The following is a 22086-nucleotide window of genomic DNA, read 5'->3' on the forward strand; positions in this document are numbered from 1 at the left end:
GTCGGTGCTCAAGACCGCAGTCGCCGCCTTCGCCGGCAAGACCGCCCGTCGTGCCGCCCGCCTCCGCGGTGGAGGTTCTGGCGGCTCGGCGCTACCGGGCCTCGTGGCCGAGAAGATCGACCCCGGCTTCCTCGCCCACGCCCTCGGCGACGTCCCGGGCGGGATCGTCGTCGTCTCCGGCACCAACGGCAAGACGACGACGACCAAGATGCTCGTCGCGCTGCTGCGGGCCCACGGCCGCACCGTCTTCACCAACCCCACCGGCAGCAACTTCACGCGTGGCGTCATCTCCGCCCTGCTCGCCGAGCGACTCCACCGCGGCCGACTCCAGGCCGACATCGCCGTCCTCGAGCTCGATGAGGCGCACGCACTGCACTTTGCCCGGGCCGTCGCACCGACCCACGCCCTGCTGCTCAACGTCGCGCGTGACCAGCTCGACCGCTTCGCCGAGATCGACCACACCGCAGGCCTGCTCACGCAGCTGGCCGGCATGACGACGCAGGGCGTCGTGCTCAACCGCGACGACCCCTTCGTCAACCGCATCGCGACGACGGTGAGCGGCCTCGACATCGCGTGGTTCGGCCTCGACGCCTCGATCGCCGACCGGCTCGGCGAGCTGCAGGAGCACGACGCCCGCGGCCACGAGACCTACACCCCGCCGCCGGTCGGCCCGCGAGACGCGCTCCTGCAGCCGGTCGACGAGCACGAGCTGAGCGTGCTCTTCGGCGAGCAGGGCGAAGGGGGCCGCGTCGGCCCCGTCTCCCTGCGCCAGCGCGGCCTCGCCGCGATGATCAACGCCACGGCCGCGACGGCCACCGCCCGCGCCCTCCTCGGCGACGGCTTCCGCACCGACGCCGCCGAGCAGGCGTTGCGGACGGTCGCGCCCCCCTTCGGCCGGGGTGAGGTCGTCGACGCCGACGGGACCCCGCTCGAGCTGGTCCTGGTCAAGAACCCCGCCGGCTTCACCGTCGCGCTCGGCACCTACGGCTCGACGCCGGTCGCCACGATGGTCGCGATCAACGACGACTACGCCGACGGTCGCGACGTCTCGTGGCTCTACGACGTGAGCTTCGAGTCCTTGCGCGACAAGGGAGTTGCCATCACCAGCGGCGTGCGTGGCTGGGACATGGCCCTGCGGCTGCAGTACGACGACGTGCCCGTCGGCGACACCGAGGTCGACCTCGCGGCCGCCCTCGACCGCTTCCTCGCCGACCACCGCGACGAGCCCAAGCGGATCTTCTGCACCTACACGGCGATGCTCGCGCTGCGCCGCATGCTCGGTGAGCGCTACGACCTGCCGGAGATGGGCGTCGACGCGCCCGAGGGAGCCCAGTGATGAGTGACGCCAGCCTCGACATCCCGATCCTCGGCGAGCCGACCGGGTCCGCACTGCCGGCCGACCCCGGCCACGAGGGCAAGGGCGAGATCCACCTCGTGCACCTCTACCCGCGCGAGATGAGCATCTACGGCGACCTGGGCAACACCCGCTGCCTCGCCGCGCGGATCCGCCGCCACGGCTACGTGCCCGTGGTCCACCAGCACCACCCCGGGCAGGAGTTCCCCGAGCAGGCCCACCTCGTCGTGGGCGGCGGCGGCCAGGACTCGGGCCAGTCCAAGGTTGAGGAGGACCTCGATCGGATCGGCGACCGGCTGCGCTCGCTGGCCGCCGACGGCACGCCGATGCTCATGATCTGCGGCATGTACCAGCTCTTCGGCAATGCCTTCGTCACCGTCGAGGGGCAGCGCCTGCCGGGCCTGGGGATCCTCGACGTGACCACCCAGGGCAACGAAAAGAGGATGATCGGACCGGTCGTCCTCACCACCGACCACGGTGACGTCGTGGGCTACGAAAACCACTCGGGCTCGACGACGCTCGGGGCGGGCCAGGCCCCCTTCGGTCGGGTGCGGCACGGCATGGGCAACAACGGCGCCGACGGCACCGAGGGCGCCGTCACCGGCCACGTCATCGGCTCCTACCTGCACGGCCCGATCCTCCCGGCCAACCCGCGCCTCGCCGACACCCTCATCGGGTGGGCGGCCGAGCTGGCGACCGGACGCGACTTCGCGCCGGAGCAGCTCGACGACGAGGTGGCGCGGCAGGCCCAGAGCCGGCAGGTGCGGCGACTCGTCGGCTGAGCCCGGCGAGCGGGGCGATCAGGCCTCCGTCGCGGCCCGCTCCCGGGCGCTGGCCCGGGGCATGAGGCTCCAGGCGATCCAGCCGAGCGCGCCCAGCGGGATCTCCATGAAGTGCGTGAAGATCGAGAAGAGCACCACCCCAGCCATCGCCGACGCCGGGTCGGCACCCCAGGCGACGAGCGCCGCGGCCGTGCCCGTCTCGGTGACGCCCAGTCCGCCGGGGGTGACGCCGACGGCGGTGAGCAGCCGGCCGATCGCATAGGCCGCGAAGAGCTGGCCGAAGGGCAGCTCGATGCCGGTGGTCTGCGTGCACAGCAGGAAGAGCACGTAGTAGAGACCGAAGAAGCCGACCATCCCCAGGGTCATCGACAGCCAGCCGGTGCGCACGGTCTCGGCGGTGCGGGACCGCAGCCCGGTCAGGCCCGCCTCGACGGTGTCGCCGTGGCCGCGTCGGACGAGCCGGACCAGCCGGTCGATGGCCCGGCCGAGCTGGCGGGCTCCCGCATCGGTCCCGACGGCCAGCGCGAAGACCACGACGATCGCCGTGCCGGACAGGACCGCGGCCCAGGCGGCCTCGCGCATGGCCGTCGGCAAGTCCGTGGCACCCCAGGCGAGCCCGAGCACGGCGATGATGGGGAGGGCGACCCGGGCGAGGACATTCCACACGCCGGTCACCACGGCCATCGTCGTGACGGAGGCGGCGGAGAAGCCCCAGGACTTGGCGATCGAGTAGGTCGCCGCGAGCCCCACGGCGCCGCCACCGGGCAGCAGGTTGGACACGGACGACCCGCAGACGTTGAGGATGAGGGCGCGCAGATGGCTCAGCCCCTGCATCGCGCCCGTCATCACGAAGGTGTAGCAGTACAGCCCGGCGACGACGAGGCCCATGAAGAGCGCGGCCTTCCACGCCGGCACCGTGCGCAGGACGTGCCACACCTCGGCCCACGACGTCTTGGCGAAGTGCGGCAGGCCCCACCACAGCATGGCGACGGCAAGCCCCAGCCCGAGTGTCACCTGCAGCACCCGGACGAAGGGGGAGGTCCGTCGCGTCGGTGGGGTGGAGCCGGAGGTGTCCGGCTCGGTGAGCGCGTCCGTCATGCCAGCCCCTCGAAGACGTCGGTGGCGGTCGTGCCGGGCGGGGCGTCGGGGTCGACGAACCACTCCCGGCCGAAGACGAGGTCGTAGAGCGGGCGGGGGATGCGCACGAGCATCCCGAGCGTGCGGTCGTCGCCCCCCGCGGCCGACGCCTGGCTGGCGTGCGCGCGCATCGACGCGCGCTTGGCCGCGGCGAAGCGCCGCACCGGGACGCGGTGGGTGATCTCGGCCGAGGCGCTGAAGGCCCGGTCGAAGCTGCTGCGGTCGAACTCCGGCGGGAAGCGGTAGACCCTGGCCACGAGGTCGAGGGCCCGGCAGATGAGATCGCGGGGGACCGTCGCCCACAGCACCCGCACGTCGACACCGCGCTCGCGGGCCAGCTCGGCGGCCCGGGCCCCGACCTCGTGGACGTGCACGTGGTCACGGTGACCGTAGCCGCCGTGGGGGTCGTAGGTGGTCAGCACGTCGGCCTGCTCCTCGACGAGGATCTGGCTCACCGCCTCGGCTGCCTCGTCCACCGGCACGCGGACGAAGCGGCGCCCGCCCGGCGGGTCGGGCCACACGTCGGGGCCGCTGCCGCTGTCGGCGTGGCCCAGCTCGACGGTGCGGGCGACGCCCAGCGCGCGTGCGCTCGCGGCCAGCTCCCGGCTGCGGGTGGCGGCGAGGGCGTCCCCCTTCGTCCCGAAGGTGGACTCGTCGGCCTGGCCGAGCGCGCCGTCGGTGGCGACGACGAGGACGACCCGGTGTCCCGCGGCGGCGGCCCGCGCCATCGTGCCGGCGGTGAGCAGCGCCTCGTCGTCGGGGTGCGCGTGGAAGACGACGAGGGTGCGGGCTGGCTGGTCCATCGGTGAAACCCTCCCACACCGCGCCGTGGCACCCTTGGACGCGTGAAGGTGGCCCTGCTCTCCGACTGCTACCCGCCGCGCACGGGCGGGATCGAGTCGCAGGTGGGGGACCTCGCGGTGCAGCTGGTGCAGGCCGGCCACGAGGTCGAGGTGCTCACCGCGACCTCCGCTGGTCGAGGTGCGAGTTTGCGCAGCAAGGGAGCCTCGAGACCCAGCATCCTCGTGCACCGACTCGACACCCCGCTCGCGCTGGGCCTGCCGGTCAACCCGCTCGCGGTGCCGGAGGCGCGACGTCTGCTGGCCGAAGGGGGCTTCGACGTGGCGCACGTGCACTTGGGCGTCGTCTCTCCCTTCGCGTGGGACATGGCCGAGCTGGCGACCCATCTGGGCCTGCCGACGGCCCTCACGTGGCACTGCGTCCTCGACCGCGCCGCACGCCCCCTCGGACCGGCGGTGCGCCGGTGGGTGGAGCGGGGGGCGGTGCTGTCGGCCGTCTCCGGTTTCGCTGCCGAGGGTGTGCGACAGGCGGCGAAGGGGGAGCCCGTCGCCGTGCTGCCCAATGGCATCGACCCCAGCCTGTGGGAACCGCCGCTGGTCGCCGTTCGAGACGGCGCTGGCGCGCCTCCTCAGGACCCGGGGAGAGCGCCAGCGCGCCTCGAGACCACCCCCGTCCGCCTCGTCACGGCCACCCGCCTGGCCCCCCGCAAGCGGGTCGGCGCGCTGCTCTCCGTGGTCGCCGCCGCCCGTCGCCGGCTGGGCCCGGGTGCCATGGTCCTCGACGTCTACGGCGAAGGACCGCTGCGGCCCTGGCTCGAGGCCCGGGTCGCCGCGCTCGGGCTGCATGACGTCGTCCGGCTGCGCGGGCGGGTGAGCAGGCCCGAGCTCGCGGCGGCCTGGTCCCGGGCCGACGCCTATCTCTCTCCGACCCGCCTGGAGGCCTTCGGCATCGCCGCGCTCGAAGCTCGCACCGCCGGCCTGCCGGTGATCGCCCGCGCCGACTCCGGGGTACGCGAGGTCGTCACCGACGGGGTCTCGGGGCTGCTCGCCCCGGACGACTCGGGGCTCGCCGACGCGCTCGTGCGGCTCGTCGCCGACGACACCCTGCGCACCCGGATCGCCGCGCACAACCGACGCGTGCCGCCGGCCCAGACCTGGGACCGCGTCGTCGCGCTCGCCGTCGACGAGTACCGACGGGCCGGCGCATGAGCGTCGTCGTCGTGGCCGACGGCCCAGACGGCGAGGTCGGGCGCTGGCCGCTCGCGCACGGGCAGGACCCGGCCGACCTGCTCGCCGCGCACGGCTGGTCGGGTGCACCGACGGGCAGCGATCTCGCGGGTGGTGACGTCGAGGTCCGCTGGCAGGTCAGCCCGCTGCCCGGGCCGGTGCCACCCGTGACGCCGCAGACTGCCCCGCCCGGCGCGACGGTCCTGCAGCGGCTCGCCGCCTATGCGCTCGTCGTCGACGAGGGGCGGCTGCTCATGTCGCAGCTCTCCGACTGGGTGGGCGGCGCGGGTGGCCTGTGGACCCTGCCCGGCGGTGGCGTCGACCCGGGCGAGTCCCCGGCCGACGGCGTCGTCCGCGAGGTGCACGAGGAGACCGGGCAGGAGGTCGTCGTCGACGAGCTCGTGCAGGTGCAGTCACGTCACTGGGTCGGCGACGTGGCAGCCGGGGAGCGGCACGAGGACTTCCACGCGGTGCGGCTGATCCACCGGGCGACCTGCCCACGACCGACGCCGGCGCACGTCGTGGAGGTCGACGGCTCGACCGGTGCTGCCGCGTGGGTCCCGCTCGCCGAGGTCGGGGACCTGCCGCTCGCCGAGATGGTGCGCCTGGCCTGGCCGTGGGTGCCGGGCAGCGACTCCTACCCGCTGTAGGAGACGGGGCGCAGGTCGCCTAGGCTTGGGCGCATGGACGCCCTGCACCTCATCCTCTACATCCTCCACATGATCGCCATGCTCGCGATCGTCGTCGGCCCCGCCGTCGCCGGGCGCGGTCACCTGATCCAGGTGTGGGGCGCGCGCATCCAGCTCCTGCTCGGTCTGGGCCTCACCGGCCTCGCCGGGGCGGGCGACGACCCGGTCAACCACGCCAAGATCGGCACCAAGCTCGTCATCATGATCGCCGTCCTCGCCTGCGCCGAGATCGGCAACGCCAAGGCCAAGCGCGGTGAGGCCGCCGCGCCCAAGCTCGCCTGGGCCGCCGCCGGCCTGGCGGTCGTCAACGCCGCCATCGCCTTCCTCTGGTAGTCAGCTGCGGCGTGTCCCGCGGCTGTTGACGCGGCACGCCCGGCACCGGGCCCGGATCCACGTCAGGCCGAGCGCGAACTGCCGCGCGACACGCCCCCTCGTTGCTGCACGACCCACGCGATGACCTCGCGCACCCAGTCGGGGTTGAACATCACGTGCTCCCAGGCAAAGCGGAGCACGACCCAGCAGGCGAGGGTCATCTCGTTGCCACGCCAGCAGTCCGTGCGCACGGCCTCGCGCTTCTTGTGGAACTCGTGGCTGTCTGCCTCGAGCGCGATCCGGGTCACCGGGTCACCCACGTCGGCGTGCAGTGTCCTCCCGTCCCGCAGGGTGATCGGCACCTGGGCGACCCAGCCGCGGTCGTCCGCCTCGACCGCCAGAGCGCGTAGGCCCGACTCGAAGGGATTGACGGCCTCGGCAGACGCGAGGTCCAGCACCCGGCGAGCCGCCGCGCGACCGGTGCGCGGCAGGGTCGCACGCGTCAGCTCCCGTGGGGTGACCAGACCTGACCGCAGCGCCGAGTCGGCGACTGCAAGTGCCTCGGGCAGGGGGAGGTCACGAGCGCAGTCGACGACGGTCCGCAGGGGTGTGGTCGCCGGGCCCTCGACATCTCCGGGCCCGAGGGTGCGGAAGCGCAGCCGCAGCTCGTCGGGGACGGTGATGCTGCGAGCGCGGGAGACGACGGCCTCCGGCGGCTCGGGCGCGTGCAGGACGGGCAGTCCGTGGTGGAGAGCGGCGCTGCGATGGCTGAGCACCGCTCCGGTGCGGACGGCGATGGCCCCCTGCTCGTCGAGTGGGAGCCCGTAGACACCGCGCCGGTGCCGCATGACCTCTCCCGCCGCGAGGGCGTCGCGCAGACCCATGGGCGTGGTGATCTCAAGGATCTGGGCGCGCGATGCGGTGCCGCCGTGCTGAGCGATGAGGAGCGGGAGGACGGACATCACCCAAGAGTGGCCCGGATCGCTCCAGTCGCCGCGGGGGTTTCCACAGCGGCAACCCGGCGGCATGTCACGCGGCAGTTCGCACGGCGCGCCGGGTGACAGGCCCGGATCCTCGTCGGACGCAGCCCGAACTGCCGCGCGACACGCGGGCGCAGCGCCGGGTCAGGGCACGAGGATGACCTTGCCCGTCGTCTGCCGCCCCTCGAGCGCGCGATAGGCCTCAGCCGCCTCGGCGAAGGAGTGCCGCCCACCGATGGCGATGTCGAGCCGTCCGGCCGCGATGTCCTCGAAGACCTCGCGCCCGCGCATGAGCAGCTCCTCGCGGTCCTCGATGTAGTGGGCCAGCGTCGGCCGGGTGACGAAGAGCGAGCCGCCGGAGTTCAGCCGCTGCAGGTCGAAGGGGGGTACCTGCCCGGACGCCGCGCCGAAGAGCACGAGGGTCCCGCGCCGGCGCAGCGACGCGAGCGACGCGTCGAAGGTCGCCTTGCCCACCCCGTCGTAGACGACGTCGACACCCGCGTCGGCCCCCAGCCGGCGTGCGGCGGCGGCGATGTCGGCGGCGAGGTCCTCGCTCTGGCCGTAGTCGATGACCTCGGAGGCACCTCGGGAGCGAGCGATCTCGAGCTTGGTGTCCGACCCCGCCGTCGCGATGACGGTGCCGCCGCGGTTCGTGATCATCTGCGTCAGCAGCTGCCCGACGCCACCGGCCGCGGCGTGCACGACGGCGACGGTGCCCTCCTCGACGCGCACGCAGTCGGTGACGAGCGCGTGGGCGGTCATGCCCTGCAGCGTCGCGGCGCACGCGGTCTCGAGGTCGACGTCGTCGGGGACGGGCAGCAGCCGCGTCGAGTCGGCGAGGACGAGCTCGGCGTGCAGGCCCGAGGTCATCGACCAGGCGACCCGGTCTCCCACGGCGACGGCCGCGCCCTCACCCACGGCGCGGACGGTGCCGGCCGCCTCGAAGCCCGCGACGTAGGGCGGCTCGGTCGGGTAGATCCCCTCCCGCTGGTAGACGTCGATGAAGTTGACGCCTCCGGCCGCCACCTCGACGAGCGCCTCCCCGGGGCCCGGCTCCGCCACCTCCCTCTCCTCGACGGCGAGGACCTCGGGTCCTCCGTGGCGGGTGACGACGAGTGCGCGCGTGGTGGCCATGCCCTCACCCTAGGGACTGCAGCGAGCCGATGACCTCGTCGAGCATGGCCTCGGTGAGCCGACCGGTCTGGGTGTTGTGCTGGCTCACGTGGTAGCAGCCGACGAGCTCCACCTCGCGTCCCTCGGGTGTGCGCAGGCCCGCGCGGGCGCCGTGGCCGAACTTCGGCTTCGGTCGGGGCACCTCCCACCCGGCGTGCCGCACCCCGGCGATCGTCGCGTCCCACGCGATGGCACCCAGGCACATGATCGAGCGGACGAAGGGAGCGCTCCTCGCCAGGTCCGCGTCGAGCCACGGTGCGCACGTCTGCTTCTCGTCGGTCGTGGGCTTGTTCTGCGGGGGCGCGCACCGCACCGGGGCCATGATCCGTACGCGGTCGAGGGTCAGTCCGTCCCCGGCCGCCCAGGACTCGGGTTGGCCCGCGTACCCCGCCCGGTGCAGTGCGGCGAAGAGCCAGTCGCCCGACCGGTCGCCGGTGAAGTTGCGCCCGGTCCGGTTGGCCCCGTGCGCCGCCGGCGCCAGCCCGACGATCACCACGGGGGCGTCGGGCGGTCCGAGCGCCGGCACCGGCCGCCCCCAGTAGGGCTGGTCGGCGAAGGCCGCGCGCTTGGTGGCCGCGACCTCCTCGCGCCAGGCGACGAGTCGCGGGCAGGCCCGGCACACGGAGATCCGGGCGTCGAGCTCCTCGCCCGTCGCTCCCTTCGCCAGTCGTCTCACCTGAGCAGCCGTGCGGGCCACGGGCGTCTCCGCGCTCGCGAGGTCGTCCGGCCAGCCGGTCCCCGGCGCCACCGGTGAGGCGAAGGGAGCGCCCGTCACCGGGTGCGGCAGCAGCTCGCTCATCCATCCAACATAGGGGCCAATCCCGGTGGTCGAGGTGTGAGGAGCTTTGCGACGAGCCTCGAGACCTGGTGCGGGGTCTCGAGGGCCTCGCTGGCGCTCGGCCACCACGACCATCACACCCGTTGGTCGAGGTGTGAGGAGCTTTGCGACGAGCCTCGAGACCTGGTGCGCGGTCTCGAGGGCCTCGCTGGCGCTCGGCCACCTCGACCGGCGGGTGGGGCAGACTCGTCCGGTGGCCATCGACATAGCCCTCGCCGCTCGCATCCGCACCGACCTCGCCGACCGCGGCATCGAGTGGCAGGAGAAGAGGATGTTCGGCGCGCTGATCTTCATGGTCGGCGGGTCGATCCTCGTCGGCGTCCGCGGCGGGGGAGGGCTGCTCGCGCGCGTCGACCCCGTCGAGAGCGCGGACCTGCTCGCCGACGCCGGCCCGCTCTACGCCCAGATCGCCGACATGGGCGGCAAGGACATGGGCCCGAGCTGGCTCGACGTCCACCCCGATGCCGTCGACGACGAGGCGGGCCTGACCCACTGGCTCGACGCCTGCCTGCGGCGCGGGGAGTAGCCGGCCGCGGTCAGTCGCCCGGGTCCGCCGGCCCCTCGTGCCCGGCGGCCTCGTCACGCTGGGCCCACTCGAGGAGCAGCGTGAGGTCGTGCGCGACGTCGTCGATGCTCGCGTGCAGGTCGCCGACCTCAGCGAAGCGCTCCGGTACGGTCGCGATCGTGCAGTCCTGCGGCTCGACGTCGGCGATCTCGTCCCAGGTGACCGGCGTCGACACCGTCCCGCGCGCATTGCCTCGCACCGAGTAGGCGGCCGCGATGGTGTGGTCGCGGGCATTCTGGTTGTAGTCGACGAAGACCGCCGCCGGGTCGCGGTCCTTGCGCCACCACGTCGTCGTCACGTCCTGCGGGGCGCGTCTCTCGACCTCACGGGCGAAGGCGAGCGCCGCCCTTCGTACCTCGCCGAACTCCCACCGCGGCTCGACCCGGACGTAGACGTGCAGGCCGGACCCGCCGCTCGTCTTGGGGTAGCCGACGACCCCGAGCTCGTCGAGCACCTCGTGGACGACGCCGGCCACCCGCCGCACCCGGTCGAAGGGAGCATCCGGCATGGGGTCGAGGTCGATCCGCCACTCGTCGGGTCGGTCGACGTCGGCGCGGCGGACATTCCACGGGTGCAGCTCGACCGTGCTCATCTGCACCGCCCAGATGATCTGCGCGAGCTCGGTCGGGCACAGCTCGTCGGCGTGCAGGTCGAAGCGGGGGAAGTGCAGCCGCACCGTCTCGACCCAGTCGGGCGCCCCCTTGGGCAGGCGCTTCTGGTGGACCTTGGCGCCGCTCACCCCCTTGGGGAAGCGGTGCAGCATCGTCGGCCGCTCGCGCAGCGCGCGCAGGATCCCGTCGCCGACGGCCAGGTAGTAGTGCGCGAGGTCGAGCTTGGTCTCCCCGCGCTCGGGGAAGTAGACCCGGTCGGGGGAGGAGATGCGCACATCGCGCCCCCCGACGTCGAGATGGACGTCCTCGCCGTGCTTGCCGCGGGCCATGTCCTTGAGACTAGGCCAGCCGGGCGCCCGCGGGGCGGTCCGTGACCAGGGTGGGCACCCAGTAGCGCCGCTTGCCGACCCGCGAGTCCTCGTAGGCCCCACCGGCGCCCTCGATCGTCGCGCGGGAGGCGGCGTTGTCCTCGTCGCACGTGACGAGCACCCGGTCGTGCCCCATCTCGGCGGCGAGCTCGAGCACCTGGCGCAGGGCGGCGCTCGCGTGCCCCTGCCGCCTCGCCGAGGGCCGGATCGAGTAGCCGATGTGCCCGCCCTGCTCGAGGAGGAAGTCGGTCAGCTCGTGCCGGAAGGCGATCGAGCCGAGATAGGTGTCGCCCTCGACGATCCACAGGTAGGTGCACGGGACGAAGTGGGCCGGCCTCGGGGTCTCCGGCAGCTCGTCGGCGCGGCGCGCCTGCACCAGCCGACGGAAGGCGTCGGGGTTCTCGAGCCCCTCGCGGGTGAAGTCCAGGCCGGCGAAGCCCGTCGTCGGGTCGGCCGCCAGCTGCAGCTCGCCGTCGCCGTCGCGGTGCGCCCCGTCGAACTCGTCCAGCGCCTCGAGGTAGGAGCGCTGGTAGCGGGCGTCGGGTCGCACGATCTGGGTCATGCCGGACACCCTAGGCCGAGCAATCTCCCACCATGTGAATAGGAGTTTGACGGGAGGGGTGCGCACGTGGTGGGCTCTCGGCATGGACCACACGACGCGCGCCGGGACCCCCTTCGCCGGGGTGCGTCGTCTGCACCTGGACCTCGCGCTCCACCTCGGTGCCCTCTGTCGCCGCTGCGCCTGACCGCAGCCCGCAGACCACCGCACAGGAGCCCGCCCATGTACACGACCTCGTCCACCCCTGCCCTCGCCGGGCCGACCCCCGGCGTCGAGGCCTTCACCCCCGTCCAGCTGCTGCGGCTGACGCAGCTCTTCTCGAGCGACCCTGCCCTGGCCGACACCCTCGGTCCCGACCCCGAACGCCCCGGTGAGCGCAGCTGGCGGCTGCTCGCCGACAGCCCGCAGCTGCAGGTCTGGCTCATCCGCAAGCCTTCGGGGGCAGCCACCTCCACGACGTCGCCAACCTCGGGCGCGAGGTCGCCGTCTCGGTCCACGCCTACAGCCCGACGCTCGCGCAGATGACCCACTACGACCTCGTCGACGGAGCGCTGCGGCCCTCCGGCGTCGAGCAGCGACCGGCGTGGTGAGCGGCATGGCCGGCCACCACGCCGGCATCGACGCGCTGCTCGCCGACGCCCGCTCCCGCCTGAGCCGCATCACGCCGACGCAGGCCTGGCGGGAGGTGCGCGAGGGCACCGCGCGCCTGGTCGACATCCGCCCCGCGGCGCAGCGGGCTGCCGAAGGGGAGGTCGCCGGCGTCCTCGACCCCTGGGTCATCGAGCGCAATGTCCTCGAGTGGCGGCTCGACCCGCGGCAGGAGGCCTCGCTGCCCGGCGTCGCCCTCGGCGACCGGGTCATCGTCATCTGCCAGGAGGGCTACACCTCGTCGCTGGCGGCGGACTCCCTGCGCTCCATCGGGATCGGGCGGGCGACCGACGTCGTCGGGGGCTTCGCCGCGTGGCGTGACCTCGGGCTGCCGGTGGCCCGTCTCCGCGCGGCCTGACGAAGGGGGTCAGGGCGCAGCCGGGTCGACCGGCGCCGCGAAGCTGCCCTCGGGCACCGGGGTGGCCACCTCCGGTGCCTGCAGGGTGCGCACCTCACGGGAGAGCAGCGCGAGCAGGGCCGAGGCGATGATCACGCCGGCGCACACGAGCAGCGCGGTGTGCGCGCCGAGGTGCACCGCGGCGGGACCGGCGAGCAGCACCCCGACCGGACCGAAGACCATCGAGCCGAAGGCGTCGTAGGAGGCCACCCGGGAGAGGGCCTCCGGCGGTACCTCCCGCTGCATGGTCGTCTGCCAGAGCACGGTGAAGGCGTCCATGCCCAGCCCCATGACGAAGCCGCCGAGCACGATGACCGGCAGGGGAGCGCCGAGCCCGAGGAGCAGGTAGGGCAGGGCCGTGGCGGAGGTGAGCAGGACACCGACGAGGATCGGCCGGCGGGGGCGGATGCGCATCGCGACGAGGACCCCGACGAGCATGCCGACGGCCTCACCGGTGAGGATTGCCGACCACGCGCCGGCCCCGCCCAGCTCGGCCTTGGCGACGACCGGGCCCAGCACGGTGTGCGCGCCCTGCCAGGCGAGGACGAGCAGGGCGAACTGCGCGACCACCACCCACAGCCACTCCCGGGAGGAGAACTCGACCCACCCCTCCCGCAGCTCGGCGAGGACGGAGGTCCCCCCTTCGCGTCCGGGGCGGGTGGTGCCGATGCGCCACGCGAAGCCGGCCGCGCAGGCGTAGATCGCGGCGGCCGTGATGAGTGCCCAGCCGGGACCGATGGCGACGACCACCGCGCCCGCGGCGATGAGGCCGCCGACGCGAGCGGCGTTGGCGCCCACGGCGAGCAGGGCGTTGGCCGGCTGGAGCCGGTCGCGCGGCGCGACCTCGGGGATGATCCCCGACAGGACCGGCCAGACGACCGCGCCCGCCAGGCCGGTGAGGACGGCGAAGGCGCACACGAGCGGGATCGGCGCCCAGCCGACGAGGAGCATGGTGCCGATGCCCAGCCACGCGACGAGCGAGAGGCACTCCCCGGTGAACATCACCAGCCGGCGCGGGTAGCGGTCGGCGACCACGCCACCGAGGAGCAGGCCGAGCACGTGCGGGACCGCCTCGGCGGCGACGACGAGCGAGAGGGTGCCGGCGTCGGCCCCGGGCAGGTCGAGCACCCCGAAGGCCAGTGCCACCGGTGCGAAGGCGAGCCCGAGCATCGACAGGGTGCGCGCGGCGAAGAGCGAGGCGAAGCGTCGCTCGCGCAGCAGACTCAGGTCCTCGCGCATCGGGCTCACCGGCGCAAGATACTCCTGAGTGGTCTCGAGGCTCGCCAGCTCGCACCTCGACCCCCGTTGGTCGAGGTGGCCGAGCGCCAGCGAGGCCCTCGAGACCCGGGGCGCGTGGTAGGCAGAGGACATGGTGCGCGTCCTCTTCGCTCCCGAGACCTTCAACCTGGGGGAGACCTCCCGCGGGGTCGAGGTCGCGCGCCGCATGCGAGCGGACGGGCACGAGGTCATCGTCTGCGGGTACTCGACGCGCTTCAGCGGTCACGTGACGGACGCCGGGCTGCCCCTCGAGTTGCTCGAGCCCCGCCTGAGCGAGGCGGACGCCGACCGTCTCCTCGCCGTCGACCAGGGGCGTGCGGTGCGGCACCCCTTCACCGTCGACATGTTGCGCCGGCGAGTGCGCAGCGAGCTCGACCTCATGGACGAGTGGCGACCCGACGTCGTCGTCATCGGGTCGACGATGAGCACCTTCGTCTCGGCCCGTGCGGCCGGGATCCCCCTCGTCTACGTCAAGCCCTACGCCATGAGTCGCGGGCACCTGTCGTCCATGAGCGACTTCCCGGTGGTTGCCGGGCGGGGGCGCCTCGCGACGGCGGCCAACGCGGTGGCGGGTCGGACGATCCGGACGGTGGGCCAGAGGCTGACCTACCTGCCGGGGGCCTTCCGCGCCGTCGCGGCGGAGCACGGTGTGTGCCTGCCCCCAACCACGCTCGAGGCGCTGGACGGCGATCTCAACCTCATCGCCTCGCTCCCGCCCGCGCTCGAGCCGCTGCCGCTCGGGCCGAGGGACGAGGTCATCGGTCCGGTCTACTCCCGGACGGCGGGGGAGTTGCCGCAGGAGGTCCACGCCCTGACCGCCACCGGCCGGCCCGTCGTCTACGTGGGCATGGGGTCCTCGGCACGCCGCGACCTCGTGCTCGCGGTCCTCGAGGCGGTCGGGGCCCTCGACGTGGAGATCGTCTCCGGGGCCGGCCGGTACCTCACGGAAGCCGACCGTCGCCGGCTTCCCCGCTCGGTGGTCATGACCGACTTCATCCCGGCACACCGACTGGCCGGGCTCGTCGACGCGTCCGTGACCCACGGTGGCGAGGGCACGGTGCAGACGGCGTGCGTCTCCGGTGCCCCCTTCGCCGGGATCGGGCTGCAGGCGGAGCAGCGCTGGAACATCCGGCAGTGCGAGCTCGCCGGTCATGCCCTCCCCTTCACCGCCCGACAGCTGCGCCTTGGCGAGCTGCCGGGGATCGTCGATCGCCTGCTCCGCGATCCACGGCTGCGCGAGGCGGCGCGGAAGGTCCGGGACCGGGCCGCTGCGATCGACGGCCCGGCCGCCGCCTCGCGGGCCATCGCCGCCCTCGCCGGGTGATCGGTGTCGGGGCTCCGACGTAGGCTGGAGGGCGAGATGAGCAGCCTCTTCGACGACCTTCCCGATGCCCTCCCCGGTGAGTGGACCACCGACGTCTCCGATGCGGGGGTGCCCACGTGGGCCATGTCCGCCGAGGGGCCGACGCGGGCCGCGCACAGCCCGCACCAGCGCCCGCCGGAGCGCGATCCCGAGGAGCTCGTCGCGGGTCTCAACCCCGCCCAGCGCGAGGCGGTCCTGCACGCGGGCGGTCCGCTGCTCATCGTCGCGGGCGCCGGCTCGGGCAAGACCCGGGTGCTCACCCACCGCATCGCCCACCTGCTCGCCGCCCGCGGTGCCCAGCCGGGGCAGATCCTCGCGATCACCTTCACCAACAAGGCCGCCGCGGAGATGCGCGAGCGGGTCGAAGACCTCGTCGGTCCCCGGGCCAAGGCGATGTGGGTGATGACCTTCCACTCGGCGTGCGTGCGCATCCTGCGCCGCGAGGCCACCAAGGTCGGCATGAAGAGCAGCTTCTCGATCTACGACGCCGCCGACAGCCAGCGGCTCATCGCCCTCGTCATGCGCGACCTCGACCTCGACCCCAAGCGCTTCCCGCCGAGGGCCATGGGGCACCGGATCAGCAACCTCAAGAACGAGCTCGTCGACGAGGAGGAGTACGCCCGCCGGGTCGCGGCCGACGAGGACGCGCAGCAGCCGGGAGGCACGCAGCAGGACCAGACGCTGTCGCAGGTCTACACCGAGTACCAGCGTCGGCGGCGCCAGGCCAATGCGCTCGACTTCGACGACATCATCATGACGACGGTGCACATCCTGCAGGCCTTCCCCGACGTGGCCGAGCACTACCGTCGCCGCTTCCGCCACGTGCTCGTCGACGAGTACCAGGACACCAACCACGCGCAGTACATGCTCGTCAAGGAGCTCGTGGGCGGCGACAAGGACGCGACCCGGGGCGAGCACGCCGTCGAGCCGAGCGAGCTCGTCGTCGTCGGTGACGCCGACCAGTCGATCTACGCCTTCCGCGGGGCCTCGATCCGCAACATCATCGAGTTCGAGGAGGACTACCCGGACGCGCGCTCGATCCTGCTGGAGCAAAACTACCGCTCGACCCAGACGATCCTCACCGCGGCCAATGCCGTCATCGAGCGCAACGAGTCCCGTCGCAAGAAGAACCTCTGGACGCAGTCCGGCGAGGGCGAGCCGATCGTCGGCTACGTCGGCGACAACGAGCACGACGAGGCCTCCTTCATCGCCAAGACCATCGACGAGCTCCACGACGAGCACGGCGTGCGGCCCGGCGACGTCGCGGTCTTCTACCGGACCAATGCCCAGTCGCGCGCCATCGAGGAGGTCTTCGTCCGCGTCGGCCTGCCCTACAAGGTCGTCGGTGGCACCCGCTTCTACGAGCGGCGCGAGGTCAAGGACGCACTGGCCTACCTGCGCGTCGTCGCCAACCCCGCCGACACCGTCAACCTGCGCCGGATCATCAACGTCCCCAAGCGGGGCATCGGCGACCGGGCCCAGGCCGCCGTGGCGCAGCTCGCCGATCGCGAGCGGATCCCCTTCGTCGCGGCGCTCGGTCGGGTCGAGGACGCACCGGGCATCGCGACCCGGTCGGTCACGGCCGTACGTGGCTTCACCGCACTCCTCGAGAGTCTGGGCGCGCTGCAGGAGGAGGGGGCCGGCATCGGTGACCTCCTCGAAGCCGTCCTCGACCGCACCGGCTACGTCGCCGAGCTGCAGGCCAGCCGCGACCCGCAGGACGAGACCCGCCTCGAAAATTTGCAAGAGCTCGTCGGGGTGGCCCGCGAGTTCGACGCGACCCGCGAGGAGACCGGCGAGGTCATCAGCCTCGACGACTTCCTCGAGCAGGTCAGCCTCGTTGCCGACGCCGACGAGATCCCCGACGACGAGGCCGACGACCAGGGCGTCGTCACCCTCATGACTCTGCACACCGCCAAGGGTCTGGAGTTCCCGGTCGTCTTCCTCACCGGCATGGAGGACGGCACCTTCCCGCACCAGCGCAGCCTGGGCAAGGAGGTCGAGCTCGAGGAGGAGCGGCGGCTGGCCTATGTCGGCATCACCCGTGCCCGGGAGCGGCTGCACCTGTCGCGGGCCGCGGTCCGCAGCGCCTTCGGTGCGCCGCAGTACAACCCCGCCTCGCGCTTCCTTGACGAGATCCCGCAGCACCTCGTGCGGTGGGAGCGCACCGGTCCGCCGGTCGGCCCGACCCGCTCGACGAATGCCCCGGCGGTCGCTCGACTGGCTGCGCGGCCCGGTGTCCGCTCGCCCGGCAACCGTCCGGTGATCGCCCTGTCCGACGGCGACAAGGTCACCCATGACAGCTTCGGTCTGGGCACCGTGATCCGGGTCGAGGGCGAGGGCGACAAGGCCATGGCCCACGTCGACTTCGGGGGCGAGGACGGCGTCAAGCGCCTCCTGCTGCGCTATGCCCCCCTCGAAAAGCTCTGAGGCTGCATTGCCCTACGGCAATGCAGGCTGACGTCGCATTGCCCTACGGCAATGCAGCCTCCGGACGACCGAAGGGGGCCGACGACCAGTGGTCGTCGGCCCCCTTCGGGCTGGCTGGGTGGGTCAGCTGATCCCGCGCTCGGCGAGCCAGCCGGCGGGGTCGATCGGCTCGCCGCCGCCCGGGTGGATCTCCATGTGCAGGTGCGGCCCGGTCGAGCGGCCGGTGTTGCCCGAGAGGGCGACGGTGTCGCCCGGGGCGACCTGCTGGCCGACGGAGGCGCTCACCGAGCTCAGGTGCCCGTAGCGCGAGACCGTGCCGTCCCAGTACTTGATGTCGATGTAGATGCCGTAGCCGTCCATCGGACCGGCGCCGATGACCTCACCGCTGCTCATCGCCTTGAGCGGGGTGCCGACGGCGGCGGCGTAGTCCTGACCGGCGTGCAGGCGACCCCAGCGGTGACCGAAGGGGGAGGTGAAGACCGCGTTGTCGAGCGGCTTGACCCAGCCCTGGGCACCGACCGAGCTGGCGTCACCGGAGTCGCTGGTCTCGGCACCGGCGGCCGTGGTGGTCGAGCCCGAGGTGCTCTCGGCGGAGCGCTCGCGGGCGGCGCGCTTCTTGGCCTCGGCGCGGTCGGCGGCCAGCTGCTTGCGGGCCTTGTCGCGGGCGACGCGCTGGCGCTCCTGGGTGCGGCCCTGGTCCTGGGCGACCGAGGTCGACGCGGCCTGGCGGCGCTGGGCGAGACCGTCGGTCTCGTCGGTGGTCGTGGCGGACTGGGCGCGGGCGCTCTCGACGACGTCGGGGTCGGAGAGCAGCGCAGCGGCGCTCGGGGTCTCGGCGCCGGCCGGGGTGAAGGCGGCCTGCGCGTGCGAGGCGGCCGAGGTGAACGGCGAGGACTGCGCGGCGGTGGCGCCGGCAGCCGTCAGCACGAGGGCCGCGGCGGCCGCGGTGGGCAGCGCGTAGGCGGGGCCGAAGCTCTTGGGGAGGCGCGATCGGCGCTGCTGGGCGCGGCGCTCGGCGCGGGTGGGCGGCCGGTGTCGACCGGTGTACTCACTCATGAAGGGGACGTCCTCGCAGGGGATCTCGGACTCAGCCCCTGGGGTGGGACCGTGGACAAATCTCGGCAACCCTAGCGTGACCATTTCGTTATGCAAAACTGAGGGTGGCCCGGGCCACACGAGTGTGGTCGACCCCGTCGAGGCCGTCGCGCGCGGGCGCCCGATCAGGCGGAGATGTCGGTGACCGACGCGGTCTGGTTGCCCTCGGAGTCGATCTGCACGAGGCTCGTCGCGATCTTGTGCACGACGGTCGGCAGGATCGGCAGCGACAGGTGCCCGACGCCCCGCAGGCGCACATTGGTCACCTCGACGCCCTCCTGCTGGAGTGAGGCCCCAACCGCCGGGACGATCACCTCGTCGGTGTCGGACCAGAAGGCGATGATCCGGGTCCGGCAGCCGGGCGCGGGCTCGTTGAGCTCCTGCATCAGCGCACTGCCGGGGCGCAACTGGCGGGTGAGCGAGGTGGGCAGGAGGTAGGCCGCGAGCGTGCCCGTGTGCGGCGCGCCGAGCGTGGCGAGGGTGTGGATGCGCTCGTCACCACCGAGGCGGGTGACGTAGTAGCGGGCGACGACCCCACCCAGGCTGTGCGCGACGATGTGGATCCGCTCGTAGCCCGTCTCCTCGACGATCGCCTCGACCTCCTCCGCGAGCTGGGCGGCGGCCGTGCGCACGTCGCGGGTGCGCACGGAGTAGTTCATCGCGAAGACCCGGCTGAAGCCGCGCCGCAGCAGGCCGCGACGCAGCACGGTGAAGATCGAGTGGTTGTCGGCGAAGCCGTGGAGCAGCAGGATCGGCGTCCCGCTCTCGACGAGGCCGGCGACGAGCATGCCGCGGCGCACGGGGTTGAGGTGCTCGATGCGGTAGCCGTGGCGCGGGCCGCCGCGGCGGGGCGAGCGGGTGCCGAAGGGGTAGAGGGAGAAGTGCGTCGTCGCCCAGACGAGCTCGACGGCGGCGAAGACCATCGCCTGCGTCGTCGCCATCCGCCGGGCCTGGTCGACCACGCCGGACCGCAGGCTCGCCGACGTCGGTGCCGGGTCGCCGGTCGCGAGGTCGCCGTCGTGCGGCTGCTGCGTGGCCATGGTGACCCGAGGGTAACCCCGCTTCGGTGCTTTGAGCGAGATCTCGTGACGACTCCGTGATCCACGGTTGAACGACCCCGCGTCGCGAGCGCTCGCGAGACCGGACGTGCTCCCCCTTCGTCCGGGGGCTAGTCTCGTCCCGCACCCCGTTACCACAGCAGAGGACGGAATCACCCTCGTGGATCTCTTCGAGTACCAAGCACGCGACGTGTTCGAGAAGCACGGCGTCCCGGTTCTTGCCGGCGCCGTCGCCACCACCCCCCAGGAGGCTCGAGCAGCCGCCGAGACCATCGGCGCCAAGAGCGGCGGTGTCACCGTCGTCAAGGCCCAGGTCAAGACCGGTGGCCGCGGCAAGGCCGGCGGCGTCAAGGTCGCCAAGACCGCTGACGAGGCCGAGGCGCACGCCGAGGCCATCCTGGGCATGGACATCAAGGGCCACACGGTCCACAAGGTCATGATCGCCCAGGGCGCGCAGATCGCCGAGGAGTACTACTTCTCCATCCTGCTCGACCGGGCCAACCGGACCTACCTCGCCATGTGCTCCAAGGAGGGCGGCATGGAGATCGAGCAGCTCGCTGTCGAGCGCCCCGAGGCCCTCGCCCGCATCGCGGTCGACCCCAACGTCGGCATCGACGACGCCAAGGCCACCGAGATCGTCCAGGCCGCCGGCTTCGACGAGGCCGACCAGGCCAAGATCGCCGACGTGCTCAAGAAGCTGTGGGTCGTCTACCGCGACGAGGACGCGACCCTCGTCGAGGTCAACCCCCTCGTCAAGACCGAGCAGGGCGACATCGTCGCCCTCGACGGCAAGGTCACCCTCGACGGCAACGCCGACTTCCGTCAGCCGGCCCACGCCGAGTTCGAGGACAAGGCCGCGGCCGACCCGCTCGAGGCGAAGGCCAAGGAGAAGGGCCTCAACTACGTCAAGCTCGACGGCAACGTCGGCATCATCGGCAACGGCGCCGGGCTCGTCATGAGCACCCTCGACGTCGTCGCCTACGCCGGTGAGGACTTCACCGGGGGCAAGGCCAAGCCGGCCAACTTCCTCGACATCGGTGGCGGCGCCTCGGCCGAGGTCATGGCCAACGGCCTCGACGTCATCCTCGGCGACGAGCAGGTCAAGTCCGTCTTCGTCAACGTCTTCGGTGGCATCACCGCGTGCGACGCGGTCGCTGACGGCATCGTCGGCGCCCTCAAGACCCTCGGCGACTCGGCCACCAAGCCCCTCGTCGTGCGTCTCGACGGCAACAACGTCGACGAGGGTCGTCGCATCCTCGCCGAGTTCAACCACCCGCTCGTGACCGTCGAGGCCACCATGGACGGCGCTGCCCGCAAGGCCGCCGAGCTGGCCGCGAAGTAAAGGACGACTGAAACAGACATGGCAATCTTCCTCACCGCTGACTCCAAGGTCATCGTCCAGGGCATGACCGGCGCGGAGGGCATGAAGCACACGACGCGCATGCTCGCCTCGGGCACCAACGTCGTGGGCGGCGTCAACCCCAAGAAGGCCGGCCAGAGCGTCGACTTCCCGGGGGGCCAGTCCGTCCCCGTCTTCGGCTCCGTCGCCGACGCGATCAAGGAGACCGGCGCCGACGTGTCGGTCATCTTCGTGCCGCCGGCCTTCGCCAAGTCCGCCGTCGTCGAGGCCATCGACGCCGAGATCGGCCTCGCCGTCATCATCACCGAGGGCATCCCCGTCAGGGACTCCGCGGAGTTCTACAACTACTCCGTCGGCAAGGCCACGCGCCTCATCGGCCCCAACTGCCCCGGCCTGATCAGCCCCGGCAAGTCCAATGCCGGCATCATCCCGGCGGACATCGCCGGCGCCGGTCGCATCGGCCTGGTCTCCAAGTCGGGCACGCTGACCTACCAGATGATGTACGAGCTGCGTGAGTTCGGCTTCTCCACGGCCGTCGGCATCGGTGGCGACCCGATCATCGGCACGACGCACATCGACTGCCTCGAGGCCTTCGAGGCCGACCCCGAGACCGACGCGATCGTCATGATCGGCGAGATCGGTGGCGACGCCGAGGAGCGGGCTGCGGCCTACATCAAGGAGCACGTCACGAAGCCGGTCGTCGGCTACGTCGCGGGCTTCACCGCCCCGGAGGGCAAGACCATGGGCCACGCCGGCGCCATCGTCTCCGGCTCCTCGGGCACGGCTGCCGCCAAGAAGGAGGCCCTCGAGGCCGCCGGCGTCAAGGTCGGCAAGACGCCGTCCGAGACCGCTGCCCTCATGCGCGAGATCATGCAGGGTCTGGGCAAGTAACCAGCCCGACCCACGAGCGAAGGGGAGGGGAGACCGCGAGGTCTTCCCTCCCCTTCGTCGTGCCCGGCAGATCCTGACGAAGGTCTGACCGCAGCGAGGGGAGTTCGTGGGCCCCTCGTCACCTGCGGTCCCTAGGGTCCACGCGGGCCGCCTGCCGCGGCCCGCACCCGA

At 72.7% G+C, this 22086-nt stretch carries 22 protein-coding genes; 12 read left to right on the forward strand and 10 right to left on the reverse strand.

Annotated elements, in window-relative coordinates; all coding sequences use genetic code 11:
- Nucleotides 1-4: 4 nt before the first annotated feature.
- Nucleotides 5-1336, forward strand: a complete 1332-nt coding sequence (locus B9B60_RS05690; protein WP_084450233.1) for a Mur ligase family protein — start codon at nucleotides 5-7, stop codon at nucleotides 1334-1336.
- A complete protein-coding gene (locus B9B60_RS05695; RefSeq protein ID WP_084450234.1) occupies nucleotides 1336-2136 on the forward strand; it encodes a type 1 glutamine amidotransferase in 801 nt (266 codons plus the stop codon). The genes B9B60_RS05690 and B9B60_RS05695 overlap by 1 nt, the downstream gene beginning before the upstream one ends.
- 18 nt (nucleotides 2137-2154) lie before the next feature.
- Here the strand turns inward: B9B60_RS05695 and B9B60_RS05700 are convergent, their stop codons facing one another.
- Together B9B60_RS05700 and B9B60_RS05705 are read right to left on the reverse strand one after the other, a co-directional pair.
- Nucleotides 2155-3234 (reverse strand): lysylphosphatidylglycerol synthase transmembrane domain-containing protein, encoded by a 1080-nt coding sequence (locus B9B60_RS05700; RefSeq protein WP_234993763.1) that lies wholly within the window; start codon nucleotides 3232-3234, stop codon nucleotides 2155-2157.
- Nucleotides 3231-4076, reverse strand: coding sequence for a PIG-L deacetylase family protein (locus tag B9B60_RS05705; protein WP_084450235.1), 846 nt, complete (start codon nucleotides 4074-4076; stop codon nucleotides 3231-3233). Before B9B60_RS05705 ends, B9B60_RS05700 begins: the two co-directional genes overlap by 4 nt.
- A gap of 42 nt (nucleotides 4077-4118) precedes the next feature.
- Between B9B60_RS05705 and B9B60_RS05710 the strand changes: the two genes are divergently transcribed.
- Genes B9B60_RS05710 through B9B60_RS05720 form a run of 3 tightly spaced genes read left to right on the forward strand, consistent with a single transcriptional unit; the run spans nucleotide 4119 to nucleotide 6322 of the window.
- On the forward strand, nucleotides 4119-5282 hold the full coding sequence (locus tag B9B60_RS05710; protein WP_084450236.1) for a glycosyltransferase family 4 protein: 1164 nt from the start codon (nucleotides 4119-4121) through the stop codon (nucleotides 5280-5282).
- On the forward strand, nucleotides 5279-5950 hold the full coding sequence (locus B9B60_RS05715) for an NUDIX hydrolase (protein WP_084450237.1): 672 nt from the start codon (nucleotides 5279-5281) through the stop codon (nucleotides 5948-5950). The genes B9B60_RS05710 and B9B60_RS05715 overlap by 4 nt, the downstream gene beginning before the upstream one ends.
- 33 nt (nucleotides 5951-5983) lie before the next feature.
- Entirely contained in the window at nucleotides 5984-6322 is a 339-nt protein-coding gene (locus tag B9B60_RS05720; RefSeq protein ID WP_084450238.1) for a hypothetical protein, read from the forward strand.
- A gap of 62 nt (nucleotides 6323-6384) precedes the next feature.
- Here the strand turns inward: B9B60_RS05720 and B9B60_RS05725 are convergent, their stop codons facing one another.
- From B9B60_RS05725 to B9B60_RS05735, 3 genes are all read right to left on the reverse strand, one after another.
- Entirely contained in the window at nucleotides 6385-7263 is an 879-nt protein-coding gene (locus B9B60_RS05725; RefSeq protein WP_084450239.1) for a hypothetical protein, read from the reverse strand.
- A gap of 162 nt (nucleotides 7264-7425) precedes the next feature.
- Complete coding sequence (locus tag B9B60_RS05730; protein ID WP_084450240.1) at nucleotides 7426-8415, reverse strand: quinone oxidoreductase family protein; 990 nt, start codon at nucleotides 8413-8415, stop codon at nucleotides 7426-7428.
- Between the two features lie 4 nt (nucleotides 8416-8419).
- On the reverse strand, nucleotides 8420-9253 hold the full coding sequence (locus B9B60_RS05735) for a uracil-DNA glycosylase (protein ID WP_084450241.1): 834 nt from the start codon (nucleotides 9251-9253) through the stop codon (nucleotides 8420-8422).
- Between the two features lie 232 nt (nucleotides 9254-9485).
- Between B9B60_RS05735 and B9B60_RS05740 the strand changes: the two genes are divergently transcribed.
- Nucleotides 9486-9818, forward strand: a complete 333-nt coding sequence (locus tag B9B60_RS05740) for a TfoX/Sxy family protein (RefSeq protein ID WP_143445453.1) — start codon at nucleotides 9486-9488, stop codon at nucleotides 9816-9818.
- Between the two features lie 10 nt (nucleotides 9819-9828).
- Here B9B60_RS05740 and ligD read toward each other — a convergent pair whose 3' ends face one another.
- Nucleotides 9829-10797 carry a non-homologous end-joining DNA ligase gene (gene ligD, locus B9B60_RS05745; RefSeq protein ID WP_084450242.1) on the reverse strand — a complete coding sequence of 323 codons (969 nt, stop codon included), beginning with the start codon at nucleotides 10795-10797 and terminating at the stop codon, nucleotides 9829-9831.
- Between the two features lie 10 nt (nucleotides 10798-10807).
- Entirely contained in the window at nucleotides 10808-11398 is a 591-nt protein-coding gene (locus tag B9B60_RS05750) for a GNAT family N-acetyltransferase (protein ID WP_084450243.1), read from the reverse strand.
- A gap of 413 nt (nucleotides 11399-11811) precedes the next feature.
- Between B9B60_RS05750 and B9B60_RS17465 the strand changes: the two genes are divergently transcribed.
- Complete coding sequence (locus tag B9B60_RS17465; protein WP_226283319.1) at nucleotides 11812-11985, forward strand: cupin domain-containing protein; 174 nt, start codon at nucleotides 11812-11814, stop codon at nucleotides 11983-11985.
- Nucleotides 11986-11990: 5 nt separating this feature from the next.
- Nucleotides 11991-12401 (forward strand): rhodanese-like domain-containing protein, encoded by a 411-nt coding sequence (locus B9B60_RS05760; RefSeq protein ID WP_084450408.1) that lies wholly within the window; start codon nucleotides 11991-11993, stop codon nucleotides 12399-12401.
- A 9-nt stretch (nucleotides 12402-12410) separates the two neighbouring features.
- On the opposite strand, the gene B9B60_RS05765 is transcribed toward B9B60_RS05760, so the two are convergent.
- Nucleotides 12411-13679, reverse strand: a complete 1269-nt coding sequence (locus B9B60_RS05765) for an MFS transporter (protein ID WP_084450409.1) — start codon at nucleotides 13677-13679, stop codon at nucleotides 12411-12413.
- 130 nt (nucleotides 13680-13809) lie between these two features.
- Here B9B60_RS05765 and B9B60_RS05770 point away from each other — a divergent pair, with 130 nt between their 5' ends.
- Nucleotides 13810-15042 (forward strand): glycosyltransferase, encoded by a 1233-nt coding sequence (locus B9B60_RS05770; protein WP_084450244.1) that lies wholly within the window; start codon nucleotides 13810-13812, stop codon nucleotides 15040-15042.
- Nucleotides 15043-15078: 36 nt separating this feature from the next.
- The gene (gene pcrA, locus B9B60_RS05775; protein WP_084450245.1) at nucleotides 15079-17511 is read left to right on the forward strand and encodes a DNA helicase PcrA; all 2433 of its coding nucleotides are present in this window, start codon (nucleotides 15079-15081) and stop codon (nucleotides 17509-17511) included.
- Nucleotides 17512-17634: 123 nt separating this feature from the next.
- Here pcrA and B9B60_RS05780 read toward each other — a convergent pair whose 3' ends face one another.
- On the reverse strand, nucleotides 17635-18567 hold the full coding sequence (locus B9B60_RS05780) for a M23 family metallopeptidase (RefSeq protein WP_084450246.1): 933 nt from the start codon (nucleotides 18565-18567) through the stop codon (nucleotides 17635-17637).
- A 164-nt stretch (nucleotides 18568-18731) separates the two neighbouring features.
- Entirely contained in the window at nucleotides 18732-19646 is a 915-nt protein-coding gene (locus tag B9B60_RS05785; protein ID WP_234993764.1) for an esterase/lipase family protein, read from the reverse strand.
- Between the two features lie 178 nt (nucleotides 19647-19824).
- Here B9B60_RS05785 and sucC point away from each other — a divergent pair, with 178 nt between their 5' ends.
- Together sucC and sucD are read left to right on the forward strand one after the other, a co-directional pair.
- Nucleotides 19825-21006, forward strand: coding sequence for an ADP-forming succinate--CoA ligase subunit beta (gene sucC, locus B9B60_RS05790; protein WP_084450247.1), 1182 nt, complete (start codon nucleotides 19825-19827; stop codon nucleotides 21004-21006).
- Between the two features lie 18 nt (nucleotides 21007-21024).
- A complete protein-coding gene (gene sucD, locus B9B60_RS05795; RefSeq protein WP_084450248.1) occupies nucleotides 21025-21915 on the forward strand; it encodes a succinate--CoA ligase subunit alpha in 891 nt (296 codons plus the stop codon).
- Nucleotides 21916-22086: the final 171 nt, after the last annotated feature.

This window comes from Janibacter indicus, from assembly GCF_900176385.1.
GTDB classification, from domain to species: Bacteria; Actinomycetota; Actinomycetes; order Actinomycetales; family Dermatophilaceae; genus Janibacter; species Janibacter indicus.

Coding starts and splice junctions, on each gene's coding strand:
- B9B60_RS05705 (WP_084450235.1), bottom strand. CDS start 4,076: ATGGACCAGCCAGCCCGCACCCTCGTCGTCTTCCACGCGCACCCCGAC.
- B9B60_RS05770 (WP_084450244.1), top strand. CDS start 13,810: ATGGTGCGCGTCCTCTTCGCTCCCGAGACCTTCAACCTGGGGGAGACC.
- B9B60_RS05765 (WP_084450409.1), bottom strand. CDS start 13,679: ATGCGCGAGGACCTGAGTCTGCTGCGCGAGCGACGCTTCGCCTCGCTC.
- B9B60_RS05785 (WP_234993764.1), bottom strand. CDS start 19,646: ATGGCCACGCAGCAGCCGCACGACGGCGACCTCGCGACCGGCGACCCG.
- B9B60_RS05780 (WP_084450246.1), bottom strand. CDS start 18,567: ATGAGTGAGTACACCGGTCGACACCGGCCGCCCACCCGCGCCGAGCGC.
- sucD (WP_084450248.1), top strand. CDS start 21,025: ATGGCAATCTTCCTCACCGCTGACTCCAAGGTCATCGTCCAGGGCATG.
- B9B60_RS05720 (WP_084450238.1), top strand. CDS start 5,984: ATGGACGCCCTGCACCTCATCCTCTACATCCTCCACATGATCGCCATG.
- B9B60_RS05750 (WP_084450243.1), bottom strand. CDS start 11,398: ATGACCCAGATCGTGCGACCCGACGCCCGCTACCAGCGCTCCTACCTC.
- B9B60_RS05695 (WP_084450234.1), top strand. CDS start 1,336: ATGAGTGACGCCAGCCTCGACATCCCGATCCTCGGCGAGCCGACCGGG.
- B9B60_RS05700 (WP_234993763.1), bottom strand. CDS start 3,234: ATGACGGACGCGCTCACCGAGCCGGACACCTCCGGCTCCACCCCACCG.
- pcrA (WP_084450245.1), top strand. CDS start 15,079: ATGAGCAGCCTCTTCGACGACCTTCCCGATGCCCTCCCCGGTGAGTGG.
- B9B60_RS05735 (WP_084450241.1), bottom strand. CDS start 9,253: ATGAGCGAGCTGCTGCCGCACCCGGTGACGGGCGCTCCCTTCGCCTCA.
- B9B60_RS05725 (WP_084450239.1), bottom strand. CDS start 7,263: ATGTCCGTCCTCCCGCTCCTCATCGCTCAGCACGGCGGCACCGCATCG.
- B9B60_RS05760 (WP_084450408.1), top strand. CDS start 11,991: ATGGCCGGCCACCACGCCGGCATCGACGCGCTGCTCGCCGACGCCCGC.
- B9B60_RS05730 (WP_084450240.1), bottom strand. CDS start 8,415: ATGGCCACCACGCGCGCACTCGTCGTCACCCGCCACGGAGGACCCGAG.
- ligD (WP_084450242.1), bottom strand. CDS start 10,797: ATGGCCCGCGGCAAGCACGGCGAGGACGTCCATCTCGACGTCGGGGGG.
- B9B60_RS05715 (WP_084450237.1), top strand. CDS start 5,279: ATGAGCGTCGTCGTCGTGGCCGACGGCCCAGACGGCGAGGTCGGGCGC.